Genomic DNA, 2913 nt, shown 5'->3' with positions numbered 1-2913 from the left:
CCCCCGCACAGACCCCCTCTACCCGCACAGACCCCCGCACGCGTCACCCGAACCGACAGACGCACCGCACCCACGAGCGGAGCCCGTAAACCGAAGGACCACCCATGAAGATGACACGCATCGTGGCGGCACTGCCCGTCCTCGCGCTCGTCGCACTCACCGGCTGCAACTCCTCCAGCGACTCCTCCGACGGCACGGGCTCCACGGAGGGGCTCACCACGGTCAACGTCGGGATCTCCCCGTTCCAGGACACCTACCTCCCGATCATCGGCCAGGAGATGGGCTGGTTCGAGGAGGCGGGACTCGACGTCAACCTGCGCTCCCTCGCCTGGAACGCGGCGATGCCCGCCCTCATCTCCGGCGACGTCGACATCGCGGTCAACAACACCACCGGGGTCGTCTCGGTGGCCAACGCCGACCCGGACGTCGTGTACGCCTACGGCTGGAACCCCTTCACCGAGGGCTCCGCGCTGATGATCCGGCCCGACAGCTCACTGGAGCCGATCGACGCCCTCGAAGAGGAGCTGGGCGACCACGACGAGGCACGCACCGCCATGATCGAGTCGCTCGCGGGCAAGACGATCGTCACGACGCTCTCCACCGACATGGGCAAGCAGATCAACGACGCGCTCGCCTCCGTGGGCATGAGCGACACCGACGTCACCTTCGTGGACATGGACCCCGACGCCGGGCTCGCCGCCTTCCTCTCGGGGACCGGCGACGCCTACCTCGGCGGAGTCCCGCAGCGCGGCACCGCGCTCGAACAGGGCATGCTCATCGGCCTCGCCGGTCCCGACCTCGCCGCACCCCCGATCAACGGCGCCGTCACCACCCGGTCCTTCGTCGAGGACCAGGAGAGCGAGCTGCTCGCGTTCATCGACGTCATGCACCGCATCATCCGCTACTGCGACGCCGAGACCGACGCCTGCGGCGCGACCATCACCGACCGCCTCAACGAGGAGACCGCCGCCGGGCTGACCGTCGAGGGGTTCAAGGAGTACTGGCAGAACATCGAGCTGTACGCCCCGAACGCCCAGGCCGCCGAGGAGATGATCCTCGACGCCGACGGCGTGTCCTACTGGAAGGCCACGTGGGAGAGCGACAACAACTACCTCGTGGAGACCGACGCGATCCCGGCCGAGGTGGACGCCGAGACCAACTTCCTGATGCCCGGCGTGTGGGAGGCGTACGTGGACGCGTACGGAGCCGACCAGACCGGCTACTGACCAACCCGTGGTCTCCCGGGCCGCCCACGGCCCCGGGAGATCCGCACAACGCCAGAAAGGACAGCGCACGATGGGCGTGAGAATCCACCACATCGTCACCGGCGAGCTGGAGAGCTCGCTCGCGGTCTCGCTGCTGAACTCGGGTATCCACCCCGACGTCCCGCCGGAGAGCCGCCTCCCGTTCGGTTTCCGCGACGACATCGTCCGCAGGGACGGATCGGTCCACGCGGGCGTCATGGTCCCGGTACCCGTGTGGCTCATCGAGGGCACCGAGGAGACCATCCTCATCGACACCGGGCTCGGCGACATCGACGAGATCTCGGAGATGCAGAGCAGGTACGGGGTCGACTTCGTCGCGTCGAGGACCGACGAGCAGGACCTGGTCGCCGGCCTGGCCCGCCACGGTGTGCGGCCCGAGGACGTGGACGTGGTCGTCCTGACCCACCTGCACTTCGACCACGTCGGCAACAACGAGCTGTTCCCCAACGCCCGGTTCGTCGTGCAGCGGGACGAGCTTCCCCAGGCCACGCACCCGCCGCACTTCTGCATGTTCTATTACCCCGAGTACGCCTACAAGCTGGACGCGGTCCGCGACCGGCTCCAGGTCATCGACGGCGACCACGAACTCGACCCGGCCGTCCGGCTCGTCAAGATCGGCGGGCACACCCCGGGCTGCATGGTCGTCATGGTGACCACCGACATCGGGGTCGTCTGCCTCACCAGCGACGTCATGTACAACTACCGGAACCTCGAACTGAACTGGCCGATGGGCTCCTTCTGGGACCTGCCGGACCTGATGGCCGGCTACGAGCGCCTCCACCGCGAGGCCGACGTCATCGTTCCCGAACACGACTGGCAGTTCCTCCAGGAACACCCCAGCGGCACCATCGGCTGAGAGACGAGGAAGAGAAACCATGAAGAAGGCACTGCTGCTGGGCGAGTCGTGGACGACTCACATGATCCACCAGAAGGGGTTCGACAGCTTCACCTCCACCGAGTACGTGGAAGGCGGCCAGGAGTTCCGGGCCGCCCTCGAAGGCGACGGCTGGGAGGTCACCCACCTCCCCGCGCACACCATAGAGACCAGCTTCCCGGCCTCGGCCGAGGCGCTGGCCGCCTACGACCTCGTCGTCATCAGTGACGTCGGAGCCAACACGTTCCTGCTCAGCCGCGCCGTGTTCGGCCGCAGCGTCTCCGAGCCGAACAAGCTCGACCTGATCCGCGAGTACGTGCTGGGCGGCGGAGGACTGCTGATGGTCGGCGGCTACCTGTCCTTCTCCGGCGTCGACGCCAAGGCCAACTACGCCCGCAGCCCCATCGGCGACATCCTGCCGGTGGAGGTCCTGGAGACCGACGACCGGGCGGAGCACCCCGAGGGCGCCGCGATCGAGGTGCTGGCGCCGGACCACACCGCGCTGGGCGGAGTGGGCGAGACCTGGCCGCCGCTGCTCGGCTACAACCGGACCCGCGAGCGTCCGGGCGGCGACGTGGTCGTCCGGGTGAACGGTGACCCGCTCATCGCGGTCGGCGCGGCCGGCCACGGCCGGACGGGAGTGTTCACCTCGGACATGTCGCCGCACTGGGCCCCGCCGCCGTTCATGGAGTGGTCCGGATACGACCCGCTGTGGCGCGCGCTGGCGGCCTGGGTCGCCGGCGACTGACGAGGGGGCCGGAAGACGGGGGGACC

General features: G+C 68.7%; 3 protein-coding genes. All 3 read left to right on the top strand.

The genetic code is table 11. The features are described from left to right. Positions 1-104 precede the first annotated feature (104 nt). The 3 genes from E0D90_RS24785 to E0D90_RS24775 all read left to right on the top strand — a co-directional run bounded on the left by E0D90_RS24785 (position 105) and on the right by E0D90_RS24775 (position 2887). A complete protein-coding gene (locus E0D90_RS24785) occupies positions 105-1226 on the top strand; it encodes an ABC transporter substrate-binding protein (RefSeq protein WP_103500710.1) in 1122 nt (373 codons plus the stop codon). A gap of 70 nt (positions 1227-1296) precedes the next feature. After that, complete coding sequence (locus E0D90_RS24780; protein ID WP_130800166.1) at positions 1297-2121, top strand: N-acyl homoserine lactonase family protein; 825 nt, start codon at positions 1297-1299, stop codon at positions 2119-2121. Positions 2122-2140: 19 nt separating this feature from the next. Further along, positions 2141-2887, top strand: a complete 747-nt coding sequence (locus tag E0D90_RS24775; protein WP_130800165.1) for a glutamine amidotransferase — start codon at positions 2141-2143, stop codon at positions 2885-2887. Positions 2888-2913 lie beyond the last annotated feature (26 nt).

Source organism: Streptomyces otsuchiensis (assembly GCF_004305975.1).
Taxonomy (GTDB): domain Bacteria; phylum Actinomycetota; class Actinomycetes; order Streptomycetales; family Streptomycetaceae; genus Streptomyces; species Streptomyces otsuchiensis.
This window is presented reverse-complemented; position numbering and strand designations above follow the sequence as displayed.